Source organism: Bacillus sp. SIMBA_074, assembly GCF_046534555.1.
In the GTDB taxonomy this organism is placed as follows: domain Bacteria; phylum Bacillota; class Bacilli; order Bacillales; family Bacillaceae_G; genus Bacillus_A; species Bacillus_A mycoides.
In genome coordinates this window covers 1-238 of the sequence record NZ_JAWRYM010001182.1, presented here as the reverse complement: position 1 = coordinate 238, position 238 = coordinate 1, and the positions used below count along the sequence as shown (strand labels likewise).

1 riboswitch is annotated in these 238 nt (G+C 65.5%).

The window, feature by feature from the left end:
- Window positions 1-168: 168 nt before the first annotated feature.
- Window positions 169-236, top strand: a riboswitch (Fluoride riboswitch).
- The last annotated feature ends 2 nt before the right edge of the window (window positions 237-238 follow it).

The window sequence follows — 238 nt, the reverse complement described above, 5'->3', positions numbered from 1 at the left end:
CGACAAGTTCGGGGTAAGAACGCTTCCGGACGGCACCGAGTTCATCTATCTCCACTGGGACTTCCTGCGGTATCACGACATCCTGCGGGACGAGAACGTGTTCGGCTGAATCGCCCCGGCCCGGCCCGGCCCGGCCGACTGACAGGACGCGCTGGTTGCGGCCATAATCGCCGCACAGGAGATGGCATTCCTCCTCGAACCGCCCGCATCCGCGGGCTGATGATGCCTGCCGAGCCCC